Here is a 16,272-nt window from a genome sequence, read left to right as displayed (position 1 = left end):
GATGGCTGAGGAACTGAACGGGGAGATGGTCCAGTATTCGAGCGAGAACACGACGGTCAAGGCTTACTTGGTAGCTCCGCCGGGGAAGGAGAAACGGCCGGCCGTCATTGTCATTCAGGAGTGGTGGGGATTGACCGACCTGATCAAGGACGTGGCGCAACGATTTGCCCGAGAGGGGTATGTGGCCATTGCGCCCGACCTGTACTCGCGATTGGGCAATAGGGTGGCCACGGATTCCTCGGAAGCTGCCCAATTGATGAACAAGTTGAGGCAGGAGGACGGCCTTAAAGACTTGAACGCCACGGTGACGTATCTAAAGACGCTGCCCGGCGTGGAGGCCGGGAAAATCGGGGTCACGGGATTTTGCATGGGCGGCTCATATGCCTTGATGCTTCCTTGTATCAATCCAAGTATTAAAGCTGCGGCGCCGTTCTACGGATGGGTGCCGAATCCGGACACTCCGATTCAGAACCTCGCCTGTCCGGTCCTGTATTTCTATGGAGAAGAAGATGGGTTTGTTCCAAAGGCTGATGTGCAGCGATTGGCGGCGGCCTTGAAGAAATACAACAAGCCGGGAGAAATCAAGACCTATTCGGGTGCCGGCCACGCCTTTTTCCGGGACACCGATCCCAGCGTGTATAAACCGGCTGAAGCGAGAGATGCTTGGAATCGCACCTTGGCCTTTTTCCGGCAGCACATGACATAAGGCGCAGCGGCCCGCGGACCGCCCAACCGGATGAGACACGCTGAAGCGGTGGCCTTGCCCCGGTTTCGATCACGGAAGATGAAGAGAGATAGGAGCCACAGAGACTATGGCACTTGATGCGGACCTTGGCACGAAGATGCTTCAATTGATCACTTCACGCTACGATGACCGACGCTGGCGAAAACAGATCGAAAAAATCCTCAGCCTGCCCCAAAGCGGGGTCGGGGACGAACGCCAACGACAGATATTTATGTATTTAAAGATGGGGTTGAAAGCCTATAAGTCCCGCCGAGCGGACCCCGATTCATGGATTGTCGGAGGGTTTGCCACCAAGGAAGTGATTGAACGGGCCAAGTTTCAGCCCAACGTGGTCGGAGCCGGGGTTACAAAGGATGATGTCTCCATACTCGGCACCGATCCGGGTCCGGAGATCGATCAAGCTTGGTGGGAAGACCTGTTGGTTGCGTGGTTTGAAGAGCCGGAAGAAGAGGAAAGTTCGGAAAGCGATCACCAGAGCGAAGAAAGAAGCCAGCCGGTCAACGGACTACAGGACAAGAATAACGTATAATCGAACTCTACGAAGAAGAGACTCGCCGAAGAGTTCGTTCCTCGCTTCTGATTTCGTCACACGTCAAAAGGCAAACAGATCCATTTGCGCAGGCGTGGCGGAAGGCTGGCTGGGTGCCGGATGCCTGACGGCTACTGCCTGAGTCATCTCAATCGCGGTCTGGCGATCCAGGTATTCCCTGAGTTTCTTGAAATCCTGCCGAAGCGGCTCCAACATGCCACCTTGGTGGAGCGCCGCCGCCGGGTGGAGGAGCGGGAATAAAGCGAATTCCTTTAGATTGAAGACTTGCCCACGAACCTTTGTGATGCCGACCTTACGCTCCAATAGGGTCTGGGTTGCCCAGTTGCCGAGGGAACAAACCAATTTCGGTCGTATCTGAGCGATCTGTCGCAAGAGAAAGGGCTTGCAGGTCTCCACTTCATCCGGTTCCGGATCCCGATTATTGGGTGGACGACATTTAATGACATTCGCGATGTAGATATCCGACCGGGAGAGTCCAGCTGATTGCAGCAAATCATTCAATAACTTCCCGGCTGCGCCGACAAAAGGTTCCCCTTGCTGGTCCTCATGGAATCCGGGGGCTTCCCCAACGAACATGACGGAGGCTTGCGGGTTCCCAACTCCAAACACGACTTGTTTGCGCCCGAGTCGCGATAATTTACACCGATCACAATCGTGGAGAGATTGGGCGAGTTCCTGAAGCGGCGTGAGAGAAGTTGGCATCATGACCATGCCGATAAAAATTGGACGGCATCTTAGGCTCGACCGGCTCCATTGTCAACGATCGATTCATCGAAACTTCCGTGTGAACCGGTCCCGATCGCCGGAACCAGAAAAATCTTATCGATATGAAAGCGGGGTGCCCGCGCTACGGCGTTCGGTGAATGCGCCTTGCGAGACGCCGATGGGCCATTACATCGCAATGGCCGCCACGCAGCGATTTCCGCTTTCGATGGCGCTTTCAAGATTGGCCGGCCAGCCCGTATCGGTCCAATCTCCCGCGAGGAATAAATTCGGAAAGGGACTTCGCTGCAAGGGGCGATACTGTTGGGTTCCCGGCTTGAGGGATAGGAGGGTTTCGGAGTCCCGCGTGATTGCATGACGAGTCAATGACGGAGTACTCAGCGGCGGACATGCGGCCGCCATGTCGGCCCGCGCGATCTCCAGCACCGCGGCGTCCGATGATGAAAAAAGACCGGTGTTCCCGGTTGCGACTAGATATAGGTCGGTTGCGTCTTCACTCCCTTCAACCACCGGCCGTGCGATGCACCAATGAAACGATCCCTGGGGTAGGAGAATGACGCTGGAGCGTGCCGTGCAATAGGCGACTTGCAGATGAACCGTCACCATACAGGAACTCCGCAGCCGGCCGAGTTGTTGAAAATAGGCATAGTGCGTCATGATCCGTTCAGGCAAGAGCCGACGAAGACGTGGAAAAGGCAGTGCTATGACATAACTGTCGGCCGCAAAGATGTCTCGGTTTCCGAATTCGGCCGCCGTCACGCGATCATGCGAGAATCGCAGCCCGGTGACCGCAGTGGAGAGTCGCATGGATACCCCGTGCTCGGTCAATCGTTCGATGAGCGGCGCGACAAGGAGCCGGGATACGTCGATCGACGGCACGATGATCTTGCTTGCTCGCGCGCCGGTAAAAAAATAGCGCCGCAGCGTGCGCATAAACAGGGAGGCTGAGACGTTCTCCAGGTCGCCGCCCAGCATCAGCCGGCTGAGCGGGTTCCAGACGCTGTGTCGAGCGGTCTCCGACTGGCCGATGCCGGCTAACCATGGCTCGGCTGCCTGCATCTCCAGATCATCGGGCATCGGGGGATCCCGTTCCCATGTCCGCTCGAGGAATGCCAGCAGGTGCCATCGGTCCCGCATGGAGAGTCCTTGGAACAGCGTGGTCCCGATCAACGTATTCAATGGGGTCGGAAGCGGAAGAGGCGAATACTGGATGCGACTGCCGTTGGGCTGAAGAAATTCCAGCGGCGTGTGCTTGAGGGGCCGAAGCAGAGGAACCGAGTGCAATTGCTCGAGCAGGGCCCATGTAGCCGTGTGACAACCGAATAACAAGAGGACCGGGTCGGTGGTCAGACGGCCTCCCAGCCGATCCGCTTCGTCAAGGACCGTCACATCATAGCCTCGCGACGCCAGACCAAGCGCGGCGGTAAGGCCGGCGACCCCGCCGCCGATAACGGCAACCGTGCGGCTCATGGAGAAAGCGGGAGCCACCGCGAGCGCAGCCATACCGCCGCCGCGACGGCCAACCGGTGCCGTGTCGAGAGGGTGACCCGCTGATCAAACACGCGGAATTCTGAGGCTTGGATTCGCTGGAGGATGCGACTGTAGACCCCCCGCATGATTTCCGCGACGGTCAATGAGCGCCGTTCTGTCAACGGCAAGGCATGGAGGGCCCGCTCCGCCTTGGCGTAATGCTCCCGGGCTCTCTGCGCTTCGAATCGCATGAGGTCGGTGAACGGGAGATTATACGTTTTTCTGAGGAGATCCTGTTCCGAATAATTGAAATGTTTCAGGTCTTCCTGGGGCACGTAGATCCGCCCGTTTGCGGCGTCGGTCCCAACGTCCCGCAGAATATTCGTGAGTTGAAACGCCATCCCGAGACTGACCGCATAATCCTGTGCGCGCGGCGATGTCGTGCCGAAGATATGCAGGCAAATCAGGCCCACCACTGAGGCGACACGATAACAGTACAGTGAGAGGGCGTCGAAGGTGGCGTATCGGGTGGTGGTGAGGTCCATCTCCACACCTTTGATCAACTCTTCGAAGTAGGTCTGCGGAATTGACAGGCGCCGGACATGCTCGGCCAGGCTTTGGGTGACGGGAAGAGAGGGTTTGCCGCGGTAGGCGGCGGATAATTCCTCCCGCCACATGTCCAATTGCTGCCGAGGATCCGTTCCGGGCGGCGGTTCATCGACGGCGTTGTCGACTTCTTTGCAAAACGCATACACGGTATACATGGCTTCACGCTTGGCGCGAGGAAGGAACAGAAATGAGTAGTAAAAATTACTCCCGCTCTTCTTGGTCAGGTCGGTGCAGTATTGTTGGGCTTCTGCGACGGTCATCATGGTCGCACAGGATTTGAGTCGGAGATCCACGAAGGCCACATGTCACGCATGGCATCCCGTGGCCAGAGAGCGGGGTGGAGCAGCGCCGCAAGTTGTGCAATCCCGTTGGCGAGGCGCGGCCCCGGGCGGCTGAAATACGAAAGCGCATCCACAACATGAACTCGTCCTGCTTGAATGGCGGGCAATTCCTGCCATTCGGGCTCGCCGATCATGCCCTTGAACTCCCTGGCGGCGCGGTCCTTGGTGAATCCGCACGGCATGATCACAATGACGTCCGGTAGGGAGGACTTGAGCTCATCCCAGGTGATACGCCGAGACGGCGCCCCGCTTCCAGTGAGAACGGCAACTCCACCGGCGAGATCCACCATATCGGGCACCCAATGGCCGGCGATATAGAGCGGCGAAAGCCATTCCACACACGCCACCCGCGGGCGGGCGCGGATCGAGCCGATTCGATGTCTTATGCCGGCGACGATTTGTTGCAAGGCATCGTTCAGACGCCGGGCTTCCGTTTCTTTTCCGACTGCCGATCCGATTCGCACTATGTCGGCAAACGTATCGTTCAGCGTGCGAGGGTGCAGTTTTAGAAGGCGCGGTTTGGGTGTCAGCGCCAAGAGGAGCTGATCGAACTGCGCGGGTGTAATGGCGCAGACATCGCAGAGATCCTGCACGATAATCAGATCCGGACGGGCGGCGGCGAGCAACGACGCCGACAGTCGATAGAGAGGCTGATGTTCCGCCGAGGCGCTTTGAACCCGGCGGTCGATTTCCGCGCTGGACAGGCCTTCGGCCGGAAGCACCGGTTCAACAATGACGGGAGCAGAGAGCCCCGGAGGATAGTCGCATTCATGGCTGATGCCGACCAGTTGGTCTGCGAGACCGAGAACGGCCACCACTTCGGTCGCCCCGGGAAGCAGCGAGCAGATTCTCATCGGATGCGAGCCGCCGTTATGTCCATAGGTCCGACACCAATGCCGATATTCTGACCTGCTCCAGCGAGGAAACCACGGCATCGGCTTCATGGAGATCCTGCATGGTATGCGTATTGGCCACGGCAAGGACCTTCATGCCCGCCGCTCGAGCTCCCCGGATGCCCGGAAGCGAATCTTCAATGACGAGACAACCGGCGGGACTGAGGGAAGGAAGCGGCGCCATGGCGTTCAGCCCCTCCATCGCTCGCAGGAACGGTTCCGGCGACGGTTTTCCCTGTGACACATCTTCGGCGCTGGTGATATGGGAGAATGCTTTGCGTAGACCGCCCTGTTCCAGAATCAATTCAATTTCGTGTCGCAGCGCCCCGGATGCGATAGCCAACGGATAATTCCGCGCTGCTTCCTGCACCAGGTTTCCGACGCCGGGAAAGAATTTCAAATCCGTTTTCAATGCTGCCAAATAGGCCAGACCTTTTTTCCGGACTAGCTCACTGATCAGATCGGATGTGATGGGACGTTGATGGGCGGTCAATGCAGCCGTGAAGCAACCGCGGTCATCATATCCGAGATAGTCGGTATAATATTCAGTCATCGTCAGGATGATTCCGAATTCGGCCAGCAATACCTGGCGCAGCGCCGCGTAGTGCAGCGGTTCCGTGTCGGCGATGACGCCGTCGAAATCAAAAATAATGGCCTGGAGATCGTTTATGATCATGGGTTGTGCCGGATGAAACAGGTTCTCGGCGGGAGGGCCACCGCGCGGGCGGATTATAGCACAGAGGAAGTGGACTTCGAGTCAGGCAGAATGGGACAAGACTGACGCCGCCGGCGGTCATCTGCGCAGCGTGCGGTCTATCGCCTGAACTTCAGGTGTTTCTCCGCCACCCATCCTTTCCGTCCATCTTCCGTGACGACTGCATAGACCCAATTTGCGCCTTGCAGATCTCCATCCAGCACGGTCAGAGCCGAACCGGCTGCAACGGTCGGACCCGGCTTGGTTCCGGCGGCATCGGCGAACAAGAGGACCGGCCCATTGGGTCTCGCAGGATCGGGCACGACAGAAACCTTTTGTCCTTCCGCAAACAATGGTCCGGGGACAGCGGGGGAAGCTCCCTTTGGAACTGTTTGCGTCATCGACGGCGGCTGGGCGGCAGGCGGGGCAGGCGGTTCATTTTTCAGCGGCGGAGCAGGGGAGACCGCCGGAGATTGCTTCGCTTGGGGCGGCGGTACGGTCGATACGGAGCTCGGTTCGCTCTCTCCCAGATAAGGTTCCAGAACCCGCATAATCATGTCTGGATCCATCGCGATGTATGCGACGCCTCCCAAAACCGCCAGCAGGAGCAGCCAGAGGATGGGACGCTTGTTTGATGGTTTGGGAGACTTCATCGAAGAAGACGGGTGAGGCGCCGCGTCGGCCAAGTCTTCCTCGGTAAACTCCAAATCCGGTTCCGGCTGGCGTGCAAAAAAGAGCGTCCAATTCAGGGAAATGCCGGCGAAGGCTGGAATTCCTATGGGGGTGAACATCGAGAAACCTCCTGTCCGAGGTTGGCCGCCGCTGTCAAACAGTACTTAGCACTAAGGCCCAACGCTGTCAATTTTTCTAACCGGAATACCGGCTGGTCGAAGTTCAGCAACTTTGCATGCGGGCGCATGAGAACACTTGCGCGTTGCGGCTGCCTGATCGGAATACCGTCAACCCTTTGCAGCCCAGCCGGTAGGCCGACAGAAAGGCTGAAGCAACATCGGCCTTGGTCGCCGAATGGGGAAGATTGATCGTTTTGGACACGCCGCTGTCGCTATATGTTTGAAACGCGGCTTGCATGCGCACGTGATGCTCGACCGAAATGTCATGAGCGGTAAGGAAGAGGCGCCGAATCTCACCAGGGATGCGCGTGAGATGCTGGATCGATTCATGGGCCTGGATTTCCTGCAAGAGCTTCTTGGAATACAGGCCGGCCTTTCGAATGCGCTGCTCGAATTCGGGATGAACCGAGACGAGCCGCACATTATCCATGACGGTGCGGGCGAAGGCGACTCCATAGAGTGGTTCGATTCCTGGGGAGCAGTCCGCGATAATACTGATCGTGCCGGTCGGGGCGATCGTGGTCACAGTGGCATGGCGCCGCGGCAGGCCTTGGGTGGCCAGGCGGCTCCCGTCGAAGGCGGGAAACACACCGCGGATCGTTCCCAATTCGCGCGAAGCCGCATGACCTTGTTCTTGCACAAGGCGCATGATCTGTTCTCCTGTCTTGATCGCTTCATCGGACTCATAGGGAATGTCCAGACGGATCAACAGGTCGGCGAAGCCCATAAGCCCCAAGCCGATTTTTCGCGTGGACTTTGTGCGCGCCTCAATGGCCGGCAGCGGATATCGATTCATGTCGATGACGTTATCGAGAAAACGCACGGCTACGATGATGGCATTCGACAGCGCGGCATAGTCGATGGAGGCGGACCCCGGCAAACCCGTGACGAAACGGGCAAGATTCAGTGATCCCAGCGTGCAGGATTCGTACGGTAACAGCGGTTGCTCGCCGCACGGATTGGTGGCCTCAATCGCGCCTAATTCCGGTGTCGGATTCGCCCGATTGATGGTATCGACAAACAACAGCCCGGGTTCGCCGGTATTCCAGGCTGCGTGCACGATGCGATCGAATACGCGCTGAGCCGATTCACGCCGCACGGTGCGGCCCGTGCGCGGGTTTACGAGCCCGTACGGCCGGTCTTGCTCCGCTGCCTTCATGAAGGAATCGGTGACGGCCACGGACAGGTTGAAATTGGTCATTGCGCGTGGGTCCTGCTTGAGCGCCACAAAGTCCAGAATGTCCGGATGATCGACAGAGAGAATGCCCATGTTGGCGCCGCGCCGCGCTCCACCCTGCTTGATGACGTCGGTGGAGCTGTTAAAGATCCGCATGAAGGAGACGGGCCCCGATGCGACCCCGTTCGTAGAGGCGACCCGATCGTTCATGGGGCGCAGGCGGCTGAATGAGAAACCGGTCCCGCCTCCGGACTGGTGGATCAGCGCCTGCTGCTTGATGGCGTCAAAAATGGATTCCAGCGAATCCTCCACCGGCAAGACGAAGCAGGCCGAGAGTTGCTGCGATCCTCGCCCCGCATTCATGAGGGTGGGAGAATTCGGCAGGAATTCGAGTCGGCTCATCAGCTCGTGAAAACGCTCTTCCGCATCGGCGAGACGGGAGGAAACCGGATAGAGGCCTTCCGCCGCGGCGATATTCGCGGCGACCCGGCGGAACATCAGATCCGGCGTCTCAGTCACCATTCCGCGGGCATCCTTGGCGAGATAGCGGCGCCGCAAAATGATGTGCGCATGTTGCGAAAGCCGGCCGGCCCTGCCGGTACGCGTCCGCCTCCGTTTCGTGGAAAAGTTGCTCCGCATCGATATCTCTTCTCGTCGATACATTATACCGGTTGATTATATGGGATGGAGCGCGCCGCAACTACGGAACGTTGTTGTTCCCAGCGTATGGCTGGGAGCGTCTTTGTGAAAGAAGAATCTTCAGGGGCTTGCATCTTCGAACAAGCTCGATGCAGAATCGCTGTGCGAAAGCGCGGACGGTGTCATGAAATCCTATCGGGAAGAATTGTGGTTTGAGACAGCCACCAGACGCGCGTATATCAATATCACTCCGCAGGTCCAGGCCGCCGTTCAAAAAAGCCGGATCCGTGACGGATTCGCGCTGGTCAATGCCATGCACATCACGGCCAGTGTGTATATCAATGACGATGAGCCGGGATTGCTGAGCGATTACGATGAATTTTTAGAGAAGCTCGTTCCCCAGAACGCGACCTACCGGCATAACGACACGGGGGAAGACAACGGCGACGCGCATATCAAGCGGCAGCTCATGGGCCGCGAAGTTCTCGTGGCGATCACCGACGGCAAGCTGGATTTCGGACCGTGGGAGCAGATTTTCTACGCGGAGTTCGACGGCCGGCGCCGCAAGCGAGTGTTGGTTAAAATTATCGGAGAGTGATGAGAGTTCACGGAGCATACCCGCAAGCACGTTGCTGCTTGCCAGTGTCTGGAAACTTTGGCAACATGAAGATGAGCGGCGTGCGCAGGGCGGAGACGTTCGCGTTGCCCATTCAGGAGGACCTCGATGTTAACTTGGACGCGGCCTGACCCACTGACCCGCGATCTCATTCATCTGATTAACGCGCGCCGGCATGATCATGGCGATACCGACGCCGCCATTGATACGTTGCAAGCCTTCATCGAGCAAGGGCGGGAACAAGACCTCCTCACGGTGCTGGCCGCGCTCGATGAAGAAATGGCGGAATGGCTGTTCGATCTGGTGGCGGAGGCCGCCTGTTCGGTCATGATGGACGGACCGGTGGACGAAAAACCGGTGTACGCTGTCATGGCGGCGCTCGAGCTTCCGCTTCAGGCCAATTTGACGCATCCACTGGGTCTGAAGATCGATCCGATAGCGACCGCGGATCTCCTCCATCGGCACTTGCAAGTGCCGGCTGGTACGGTGGTGCGGGTTGAACCACGCTTGTTGACCGATGCCACGTTGGAAGTCCTGACGCTTCAGGCCTTGAATGAACATCTCACGAGCGTGGCCGATCATCAGCGCACTCCACCGATTGCGGCGCGGCTCTATACTCCCGTCGAGAATACGGCGTTCCTGTTGTTCCAGTTGATCGGGATCCCAGACCCGGCCCTGCCTGAGTCGATGGATGACGCCCATCGCCGCGCTCTTCTGGAAGGACTCGTCGAACAGTGCTCGGAATTGGCGCTCGCCCCCGACATGTTGGAAGCGCCGGTCTATGCCTCCTACGCGTTGTTCGACGCGCAGAATGCCGTGCGACTGCACCGGTTGGCCGATGAGACGGCGGCGGTGTGGCGTGATCTGGAACCGCTGGTGCGCGCCAAGACGATCGTGCATCTTCATACGCAATGCGGCAACGGGGTCTATATGCCGGTCTGGACGGATCTGTTTGATCCCGAACTGCCAGAAGATCATGGTCCGGTCTGGACCTCGCCGGATGTCTGGGTCTTTACGGCCGATTTGCCGATCGAATGGCCCGGCGAGATGGTGACGAACCGCCTGTTGGCTGAAGGCTGTACCCGCTTCGAGAATCATATCGTCGAGACTCCGGACAACTAACCCGCCTTCAACAGGGCGGCTACTGGACCCGGATGATCTTGCTCCTGATGGGCGCTTCCCAGTCCATATCCTCTTGAATGCCGCAGTGCGAAATTCGCGAGCAACCTCGATTTTTTTTCGAGGTTGCCGTATTCTTTCTGAAATCATTCATGCGAATAACGGCAAAAGGATTTCGTCGTTGCGGCTACCACGTATTGCGGCTGTTCTCTTCGTCGGTATCTTGAGTGTCTTTGTCCTCGGGGGCGTGTGGGCGGCGGTGATTTTCCTGCTGCCTCACGACGGGGATGAGTCGATCGGTTTGGCGCAAACCTTGCCGAGCCGGACCAGTAGACCGGATCCTGCTCCGTCTATCTCGATGGCATCCTCGATTTCTGAAGAGTCCTCCCTCACCGCATTACCGCCTCCTGATCCTCTTCCGGCACCTCCTCCCGCCGAGCGGGCTCCCAATTCCGCTGCAGCGGTACCGCTGAATATTGAAATCAGATGCGAAGCGGAAATTGAATCGGCTTGCCCCGAAGGATCGTTCGAAAAGCGCCGTCAATGCATGCAGGGGAAATTGCGGCAACTGTCCGCTCCGTGCCGGCAGCGGGCACGCGAGCATTTGGCGCGCATGAAAATAAGCCTGCAACACATCAGGACGGCCTGCGAGATCGATGTGCGGCGATTCTGTTCGGATCCGGGATTGGGACGAGGAGCGACCTTGCAATGTCTCGAAGCCCATGCGCAGGACGTATCGGATCCCTGTTTCAGGACGTTGCCAAAACGAGGGCGTCTGATGCAATAAGCACTTTAGACCGCCGCCTCCCTCAGGGAGAGATGCAGTTTGACGCCGGCGACCTCGATCACGTCTCCGTCCGCCAATGATGCCTGCCCCTTCACCGGTTGTTCATTGACGTAGACCTGTTTGCCGCCTTCCGCCATGGTAAGAATGTACCCGTTTGCCCGCCGTCCGATGATCGCCGCGGTCTTCGGCGCGAACCATCCGGTGAGCCGGATCGCCGCGTTCTCTTGCGAACCGATTACCGAAAGCTGCTTGCTCAATTGATATTCCGGATGATCGGTTTTCCCTGACAAGACCCGAACGACTGCGACAGATTGGGATGCCTGCAATCGGTCGGGCTCCAGGGATCCGGTAAATACGACCGTCTTATCCGTCCCGGATGCCGCAGATGAGGGGAGGGGAAGTCCTGTAGACACGATGTCGTGACGATAGATGATCCGATAGAGTCCGATCTTGATGATGTCGGCGTCCTGAAGTTGCTTCCTGTCCACCTTGCGCTCATTGATGAGTGTACCGTTGGTGCTGGCCAAGTCCTCAAAAAACAACACTTCCTGGATCTTGACGATTCTGGCATGGTGTCCGGATACGGCCGGATCTTCCAGGCATAGATCATTGTCGGGTTTTCGCCCTATCGTGAAGAATGGTTTGCCGATCTCGATCTCCTTCGTCATGCCTTGGGGCGATTTTACAATTAGCCGCGGAAATATGGCGCCGGGATGCGGCATGATTGGCCTCCTCTAGCTTGCGGCGGTATTCAGGTGTTGAATAGATGGCTCTGCACACGGGCCCAGACGCCGGCCTTTGATTTGATGACCGCGACCACCACCGCCGTGATGTTATCGTCTCCCCCCGCTGCATTGGATAGAGCAATGAGTTGATCCGACAGAGTCTGAGGGTCGGAACAAGTCCGGGTGACCCGCAGAATCTGGGCAGGCGTCACGCCGCTGAGGCCATCCGTACAGAGAAGCAGAAGATCTCCGCTCAGTAGTGGCACTTCCGCCAATTCGACATCTACGGTAGCGGCCACCCCGACGGCTCTGGTCAAGACATGTCTATGAGAGGCATGGTGAGCCTCTTCTTCATTCAGAAGGCCGACGCGGACCTGATCGGAGATTAGCGAATGATCACATGTCAGCGCTTGAACGGTGCCGTCCCGGATCAGGTACACGCGGCTGTCTCCGACGTGGGCGACCGAGGCGACGTGGCCGGATATCAGCATCGAGGCCGCCGTCGTTCCCATTCCCGCATAGCAAGGCTGGCGCAGGGATTCCTGATAGATCGCGAGATTCGCCGCGCGAACGGCGCTGGCCAAGCGGTTGGTGGGCCCGGAAAATTCCGGCCGGTAGACACCGACCAGCGGATAGTCCGCATGCAGGGCGGCAGCGGCAATATGGTCGCGAATGGTCTCGACCGCTTTGGCGCTGGCGATTTCACCGGCTCGATGGCCTCCCATCCCATCGCACACTAGATACAGCCCGAGTGCGGGGTCCGCATAAAAGCGGTCTTCGTTATGGCGGCGTTTCAGGCCGGTGTCCGAAGTCGCGCCATATTGCATGGTGAGGAAGTTCATCGAGAGTTTACTTCGGCATGACTTGGGCCAGTTCGCGCAGGTCTTGCGCCATGTCCGCAGCATGGCGGTATCGACTGGCGATTTCCTTCTGGAGAGCGCGATCAAGAATGGTCTGAACGCGGGTCGGAAGGTCTCGCCGATATTTATTCAACGGAGGATGAGGCGCCTTCATGATGCGCATGACAAGAGCCGGCATATTTTCCGCATCGAACGGTTTTTCCCCCGTGAGGAGTTCGAATAAGACGATCCCGAGGGAAAAGACGTCGGATCGTCCGTCGACGCTCTTCCCGATGGCCTGCTCCGGCGACATGTAGCGCGGTGTTCCAAGAATTATACTGGCCTGGGTTTTAGATGAGCTGGCCAGCTTGGCGATGCCGAAGTCCATGACTTTCACGATGCGGTTCTTCATGATCATGATGTTGGCCGGTTTGATGTCCCGGTGAATCACGCCCTGGCTGTGCGCATAATCCAGCGCATCCGCGACGGTCCCAATGATCTGGAGCGCTTGTTTGGCTGGCAGAAGCACGGTCTTCTGGCAGTAGGTATTGAGCGTCATCCCCTCCAGATACTCCATCGCGATGAAGGCCAGGCCCTCTTGTTCTCCCGCGTCGTACACAGTCACGATATTGGGATGCGAGAGCCGCCCCGTCGATTCGGCCTCTCGGAAGAAGCGTTCGCGGAACTGTTTGACTTCGTCCATGTTGTCCAGCTCGTCGAGCCGCATGGTTTTGATGGCGACAAAACGCTGAATGGTGGGATCTTTGCCCAGGTACACGACCCCCATCGCACCACGACCCACTTCCTTCACGATCTTGTAGCGTCCCAGCGCTTCCGGAGCCGCGTGCCCATTTCGGAGAAACACGGTTCGATCGGCGGCCGAAGGCGGCGATACCGCCATGGAAGCGTCAGCATCCTCTGTTTCCAGCGCGCCTGTCTTCTGAACTGCGACTCGCCGGCGTGGAACGGTGGCAGCCAAGCTGCGAGTCAGTGCGTCCGCGTGGCGCAGCCAGGCGACAGTCAACCAGGCTGCGGAGCCGATTAATGCCGCGCTGAAGAACCAACTGTAGAAGGGCTGCGTCGGATGGCCGAGAATGGGCACGCCGTGGACTTCGTAAGCCTTATGACCTGCGATGATAATGAGGAAGCATGCCGCGGGATAGAGAACCGACCTGACGAATGTCTCGCCCTTTCCGGTTTCCTCGAGCTCGCCATACGCCCGGCGAGCCGCAAGCCAGATCATCAGCAGACAAACGCCGTCCGCAAACAGACGCAGCGCTTGGGCCATGTTGATTCCAAGTGGAGGCAAAGAAATGCGCGTAAAGATGGGAAGGGCGGCAAGAAGAGGACTGACCAGAATGATGAGAACGATGACGGCGATGTATGGGCCGATCCAGCCCCAAGGAGTAACCATGTGTGGGATTCAGATGTATGCCCCAGTGTAGCGGAAGACAAGCAGGAGTCAACGAATCGCTGAAATTTACAGGGGCTGATACACGATTTCCGGTTATCAGAGTGATGGAGAGTAGAGTTCTTGACCCGCAGGCAAGGGATGAATGAAGAGCGCGGGTCGCTTCGGACGGAATGAACACCTGAGCGGTCGCTCAGTGCAGTGATGCGGCTTTCTTGAGCGGCTCCAAAAGCTTGTCGGATACTTTGAGATCGCCGCGACCGGTTCCCACGAAAATGTCGGGTTTGGTCACACCGTGGAAATCGCTCCCCCCGGTGATAAGCAGATCGAGGCGCTTGGCCAGGTTCAAATATTGTCCCGTCTGCTTGGCGTTATGGGTGCTGTAGTGAACCTCAATGCCGCCCAGGCCCGCCTCTTTGAGTTCCTCGACAAGGCGACTCAGCCCTTCGGGCGTTTCTTTAACCCAAGTCGGATGGGCCAGCACGGCGACTCCACCAGCCTCGCGAATCCAGGTGACCGCTTCGGTCGGGTCCGGCAGTTGACGAGGCACGAACGCGGGGCGTCCTTCGGCCAGATATCGATCGAAGGCTTCCTTCGCCGAATTCACGAGTTTCTTGTTCATGAGGACGCGCGCAATATGAGGCCGGCCGACGGATTCGGTGCCGGCCAAGTCCCGCACTTCCTCGTAGGTCACGGGGAGGCCGAGTTCGTTCAACCGTTGAATGATCCGAGGATTGCGGTCGTGACGGCTTTCTCGCAGTGTCTTCATGCGTTCGTTCAACTGGGGCTGCCGCCAATCAAAACAATAACCAAGGATATGCAACTCGCTGTCGCCGTAGCGGGAACTGATCTCGACGCCGGGGATGATTTCAATGCCGAGGCGGTCTCCCATCTCCATGGCCTCAGGAATTCCTGCCACGATGTCATGATCCGTGATGGCCAGTGCGCTCACTCCCGCTGTTTTCGCAAAGGCGAGCACGTCCGAGGGAGAAAAGCTTCCATCCGAATGGGTCGTGTGAAGATGAAGGTCAATGCGGCTCATAGTTTGGAAGAGACGGGTTTTTGGGCGACCAACCGGGCGGTGAAAGCGGTACCGGTTCCACTGCTACCGTGATGCTCCCCCTCGTCATAATGGAGGACACGCAGCGAAGAGGTCAAGCGCAGCAACTCGTTATGTGCGAGACAGAATTCCCAGCGTCGCGGATGATGGTGGCGAAAATAGTTATCGATGAGGAACGTTTCGTACACGAGCATCCCTCCTCCTTTCAAGGCCTGCATTAACGGCGCAAAGAGCGGCCGAAACAGATAGAAGAACACGATAATGAGCTCATACTGCTCACAGCCAAGCTCAGGCGGGTTCTCGGGATGCTGTTCAAGATCAAGCACTCTGGTAGTAAGGTGGGAGAGACCGCCTGCCTGCGCGTTCGACCGTAAAATCCTCAGTGCCGTCTCGTCCCGATCGAGGGCCTCGACTTCCATCCCGTGCTGGAGCAGATACACGCTGTTCCGGCCCGTTCCCGCCGCTAAATCAAGCGCCTTGCCTTTCGTCAATCGATGGGCCTGCTGCACCAGAAAGGGCGCCGGTTCCGGCTCGGCGACAACGCGCGGCCTTACGGGTCGCGCCTTCTCGATCCGTACGCCGACCGATCCGGCGATGGTCGACAGTGGCGCATGAAGCTTCCTCAGCCAAATCCGCACCCGTTCAATCGGAAAATCCTCAAACAGCATGGTTATGATATGCTCAGCCAGGCTTTCCAGCAGCCGGCAGTGTTGTCGAGAGACAAGCGCCGCAACTCGTTCCGCCACAGCGGCATAGTCCACGGTTTGCGCCAGGGTATCGGTGTCCGCAGCTTGACCGGTGGGAAATTCCAAGTCCAAATCGATCGCGAGTTTCTGCGGGCGTTCGCGTTCGGCCCGTTCCACCCCGCAGTACCCCTCACATTCAAGCCGCTCGATGATGATCTGGCTGACCATGCCCGGCATTGTCGTGGATTGGATTTCGCACTGTCAAGAAAGCGGCCGGCTTGACTCACCTTTCGGGCGGCCCCTATAATTCGGTCACTTGACCCGATCAAGCAACTGA

Annotated in this window: 17 protein-coding genes; 5 read left to right on the top strand and 12 right to left on the bottom strand. The window is 58.1% G+C overall.

The window, feature by feature from the left end; genetic code table 11:
• Position 1 precedes the first annotated feature (1 nt).
• Both ACWGXE_RS14435 and ACWGXE_RS14430 read left to right on the top strand, forming a co-directional pair.
• A complete protein-coding gene (locus ACWGXE_RS14435) occupies positions 2-706 on the top strand; it encodes a dienelactone hydrolase family protein (protein WP_447598559.1) in 705 nt (234 codons plus the stop codon).
• A 106-nt stretch (positions 707-812) separates the two neighbouring features.
• Positions 813-1,274: a hypothetical protein gene (locus ACWGXE_RS14430; RefSeq protein ID WP_447598558.1), complete on the top strand. Its 462-nt coding sequence runs from the start codon at positions 813-815 to the stop codon at positions 1,272-1,274.
• Between the two features lie 63 nt (positions 1,275-1,337).
• Here ACWGXE_RS14430 and ACWGXE_RS14425 read toward each other — a convergent pair whose 3' ends face one another.
• The 7 genes from ACWGXE_RS14425 to ACWGXE_RS14395 form a co-directional block, all read right to left on the bottom strand.
• Positions 1,338-2,000, bottom strand: coding sequence for a uracil-DNA glycosylase (locus tag ACWGXE_RS14425; protein WP_447598557.1), 663 nt, complete (start codon positions 1,998-2,000; stop codon positions 1,338-1,340).
• A 186-nt stretch (positions 2,001-2,186) separates the two neighbouring features.
• Positions 2,187-3,521 (bottom strand): hydroxysqualene dehydroxylase, encoded by a 1,335-nt coding sequence (locus ACWGXE_RS14420; RefSeq protein ID WP_447598556.1) that lies wholly within the window; start codon positions 3,519-3,521, stop codon positions 2,187-2,189.
• A complete protein-coding gene (hpnD, locus tag ACWGXE_RS14415) occupies positions 3,485-4,360 on the bottom strand; it encodes a presqualene diphosphate synthase HpnD (protein ID WP_447598555.1) in 876 nt (291 codons plus the stop codon). The genes ACWGXE_RS14420 and hpnD overlap by 37 nt, the downstream gene beginning before the upstream one ends.
• A complete protein-coding gene (locus ACWGXE_RS14410) occupies positions 4,357-5,292 on the bottom strand; it encodes a cobalamin-binding protein (protein WP_447598553.1) in 936 nt (311 codons plus the stop codon). The genes hpnD and ACWGXE_RS14410 overlap by 4 nt, the downstream gene beginning before the upstream one ends.
• Before the next feature lie 16 nt (positions 5,293-5,308).
• Positions 5,309-6,007, bottom strand: coding sequence for an HAD family hydrolase (locus ACWGXE_RS14405; RefSeq protein WP_447598552.1), 699 nt, complete (start codon positions 6,005-6,007; stop codon positions 5,309-5,311).
• 137 nt (positions 6,008-6,144) lie between these two features.
• A complete protein-coding gene (locus ACWGXE_RS14400; protein ID WP_447598550.1) occupies positions 6,145-6,816 on the bottom strand; it encodes a hypothetical protein in 672 nt (223 codons plus the stop codon).
• A gap of 103 nt (positions 6,817-6,919) precedes the next feature.
• Positions 6,920-8,692, bottom strand: coding sequence for an adenosylcobalamin-dependent ribonucleoside-diphosphate reductase (locus tag ACWGXE_RS14395; protein WP_447598548.1), 1,773 nt, complete (start codon positions 8,690-8,692; stop codon positions 6,920-6,922).
• A 184-nt stretch (positions 8,693-8,876) separates the two neighbouring features.
• Here ACWGXE_RS14395 and ACWGXE_RS14390 point away from each other — a divergent pair, with 184 nt between their 5' ends.
• The 3 genes from ACWGXE_RS14390 (at position 8,877) to ACWGXE_RS14380 (ending at position 11,214) form a co-directional block, all read left to right on the top strand.
• Positions 8,877-9,290: a secondary thiamine-phosphate synthase enzyme YjbQ gene (locus tag ACWGXE_RS14390; protein WP_447598546.1), complete on the top strand. Its 414-nt coding sequence runs from the start codon at positions 8,877-8,879 to the stop codon at positions 9,288-9,290.
• 126 nt (positions 9,291-9,416) lie between these two features.
• Complete coding sequence (locus ACWGXE_RS14385) at positions 9,417-10,430, top strand: hypothetical protein (protein ID WP_447598544.1); 1,014 nt, start codon at positions 9,417-9,419, stop codon at positions 10,428-10,430.
• A gap of 178 nt (positions 10,431-10,608) precedes the next feature.
• Complete coding sequence (locus ACWGXE_RS14380; protein WP_447598542.1) at positions 10,609-11,214, top strand: cysteine rich repeat-containing protein; 606 nt, start codon at positions 10,609-10,611, stop codon at positions 11,212-11,214.
• Positions 11,215-11,219: 5 nt separating this feature from the next.
• Here ACWGXE_RS14380 and ACWGXE_RS14375 read toward each other — a convergent pair whose 3' ends face one another.
• The 5 genes from ACWGXE_RS14375 to folB form a co-directional block, all read right to left on the bottom strand.
• A complete protein-coding gene (locus ACWGXE_RS14375) occupies positions 11,220-11,936 on the bottom strand; it encodes an FHA domain-containing protein (protein ID WP_447598540.1) in 717 nt (238 codons plus the stop codon).
• Positions 11,937-11,965: 29 nt separating this feature from the next.
• Positions 11,966-12,781 (bottom strand): PP2C family protein-serine/threonine phosphatase, encoded by an 816-nt coding sequence (locus ACWGXE_RS14370; RefSeq protein WP_447598538.1) that lies wholly within the window; start codon positions 12,779-12,781, stop codon positions 11,966-11,968.
• Positions 12,782-12,788: 7 nt separating this feature from the next.
• Positions 12,789-14,192, bottom strand: coding sequence for a serine/threonine-protein kinase (locus ACWGXE_RS14365; protein ID WP_447598536.1), 1,404 nt, complete (start codon positions 14,190-14,192; stop codon positions 12,789-12,791).
• A 190-nt stretch (positions 14,193-14,382) separates the two neighbouring features.
• The gene (locus ACWGXE_RS14360) at positions 14,383-15,231 is read right to left on the bottom strand and encodes a PHP domain-containing protein (RefSeq protein WP_447598534.1); all 849 of its coding nucleotides are present in this window, start codon (positions 15,229-15,231) and stop codon (positions 14,383-14,385) included.
• Complete coding sequence (gene folB / locus ACWGXE_RS14355; protein WP_447598532.1) at positions 15,228-16,163, bottom strand: dihydroneopterin aldolase; 936 nt, start codon at positions 16,161-16,163, stop codon at positions 15,228-15,230. The genes ACWGXE_RS14360 and folB overlap by 4 nt, the downstream gene beginning before the upstream one ends.
• Positions 16,164-16,272 lie beyond the last annotated feature (109 nt).

The organism is Nitrospira sp. Nam80 (assembly GCF_965152575.1).
The sequence above is the reverse complement of the archived record's forward strand: the minus strand, read 5'-3'. Positions and strand labels throughout refer to the sequence as shown.

What these genes read in the sequence shown, in the direction of transcription:
- ACWGXE_RS14360 (WP_447598534.1), bottom strand. Translation starts at nt 15,231, where the DNA reads ATGAGCCGCATTGACCTTCATCTTCACACGACCCATTCGGATGGAAGC.
- ACWGXE_RS14405 (WP_447598552.1), bottom strand. Translation starts at nt 6,007, where the DNA reads ATGATCATAAACGATCTCCAGGCCATTATTTTTGATTTCGACGGCGTC.
- ACWGXE_RS14420 (WP_447598556.1), bottom strand. Translation starts at nt 3,521, where the DNA reads ATGGCTGCGCTCGCGGTGGCTCCCGCTTTCTCCATGAGCCGCACGGTT.
- ACWGXE_RS14385 (WP_447598544.1), top strand. Translation starts at nt 9,417, where the DNA reads ATGTTAACTTGGACGCGGCCTGACCCACTGACCCGCGATCTCATTCAT.
- ACWGXE_RS14395 (WP_447598548.1), bottom strand. Translation starts at nt 8,692, where the DNA reads ATGCGGAGCAACTTTTCCACGAAACGGAGGCGGACGCGTACCGGCAGG.
- ACWGXE_RS14410 (WP_447598553.1), bottom strand. Translation starts at nt 5,292, where the DNA reads ATGAGAATCTGCTCGCTGCTTCCCGGGGCGACCGAAGTGGTGGCCGTT.
- ACWGXE_RS14430 (WP_447598558.1), top strand. Translation starts at nt 813, where the DNA reads ATGGCACTTGATGCGGACCTTGGCACGAAGATGCTTCAATTGATCACT.
- ACWGXE_RS14375 (WP_447598540.1), bottom strand. Translation starts at nt 11,936, where the DNA reads ATGCCGCATCCCGGCGCCATATTTCCGCGGCTAATTGTAAAATCGCCC.
- ACWGXE_RS14400 (WP_447598550.1), bottom strand. Translation starts at nt 6,816, where the DNA reads ATGTTCACCCCCATAGGAATTCCAGCCTTCGCCGGCATTTCCCTGAAT.
- ACWGXE_RS14365 (WP_447598536.1), bottom strand. Translation starts at nt 14,192, where the DNA reads ATGGTTACTCCTTGGGGCTGGATCGGCCCATACATCGCCGTCATCGTT.
- ACWGXE_RS14435 (WP_447598559.1), top strand. Translation starts at nt 2, where the DNA reads ATGGCTGAGGAACTGAACGGGGAGATGGTCCAGTATTCGAGCGAGAAC.
- ACWGXE_RS14425 (WP_447598557.1), bottom strand. Translation starts at nt 2,000, where the DNA reads ATGATGCCAACTTCTCTCACGCCGCTTCAGGAACTCGCCCAATCTCTC.
- ACWGXE_RS14370 (WP_447598538.1), bottom strand. Translation starts at nt 12,781, where the DNA reads ATGAACTTCCTCACCATGCAATATGGCGCGACTTCGGACACCGGCCTG.
- folB (WP_447598532.1), bottom strand. Translation starts at nt 16,163, where the DNA reads ATGGTCAGCCAGATCATCATCGAGCGGCTTGAATGTGAGGGGTACTGC.
- hpnD (WP_447598555.1), bottom strand. Translation starts at nt 4,360, where the DNA reads ATGATGACCGTCGCAGAAGCCCAACAATACTGCACCGACCTGACCAAG.
- ACWGXE_RS14390 (WP_447598546.1), top strand. Translation starts at nt 8,877, where the DNA reads ATGAAATCCTATCGGGAAGAATTGTGGTTTGAGACAGCCACCAGACGC.